Annotated in this window: 1 protein-coding gene; it reads left to right on the top strand. The window is 58.5% G+C overall.

Annotated elements, in window-relative coordinates; translation table 11 throughout:
• Positions 1 to 179: 179 nt before the first annotated feature.
• On the top strand, positions 180 to 817 hold a 638-nt coding region (locus A3754_RS01485; RefSeq protein WP_197468360.1), incomplete at its 3' end, for an efflux RND transporter permease subunit.

Genomic DNA, 817 nt, shown 5'->3' with positions numbered 1-817 from the left:
GAAGAAGAGCCTGGCCACTACAAACCCGTGGAAATCCAACTCAATGGCCAGCTGGAAAACCGCCGCATCGTTACGGGTCTTGAACCGGGTACGCGCGTGGTCACTCGCGGGGCGTTTTTTCTGGCCAGTGAAATGGCCAAGTCCGGTTTCGATATTCACAATCACTGAGGATCACCGTCATGTTTAATCGACTTGTCGATTGGGCGGTGAACAACCGCCTCATTGTGTTGCTGTTACTGGTCATCACCATTGGCGTGATCGGCTGGCAATTGCCCAACCTGAAACTGGATGCCTTCCCGGACGTGACCAACGTCCAGGTACAGGTGAACACCGAAGCCGAAGGCCTGGCAGCGGAAGAAGTGGAGCAGCTGATCACCTATCCCATCGAGGCAGTGATGTATGCATTGCCGCAGGTGGCCGAGGTGCGTTCCATCTCCAAGACCGGCCTGTCCATCGTCACCGTGGTGTTCGAGGAAGGCACCGATATCTATTTCGCCCGCCAGCTGGTGTTCGAGCGATTGCAGGCCGCACGGGAAGATATTCCCGACGGCGTCGGCACCCCGGAAATGGGCCCCAACACCTCCGGCCTGGGTCAGGTGTATCAATACCTGCTCACCGCCGAGCCGGGCTCCGGCGTGGATGCCATGCAACTGCGCAGCCTTAACGACTGGGTGGTGAAACTGCTGCTCATGCCCGTGGGCGGCGTCACCGATGTGCTCAGCTATGGCGGTGAAGTGCGCCAGTATCAGGTCAACGTGAACCCCACCCGGTTGCTCGTCTACGACTTGAGCCTGCAACAGGTCATGGATGCCATTGC

The organism is Alcanivorax sp. HI0083 (genome assembly GCF_001635175.1).
This window is presented reverse-complemented; position numbering and strand designations above follow the sequence as displayed.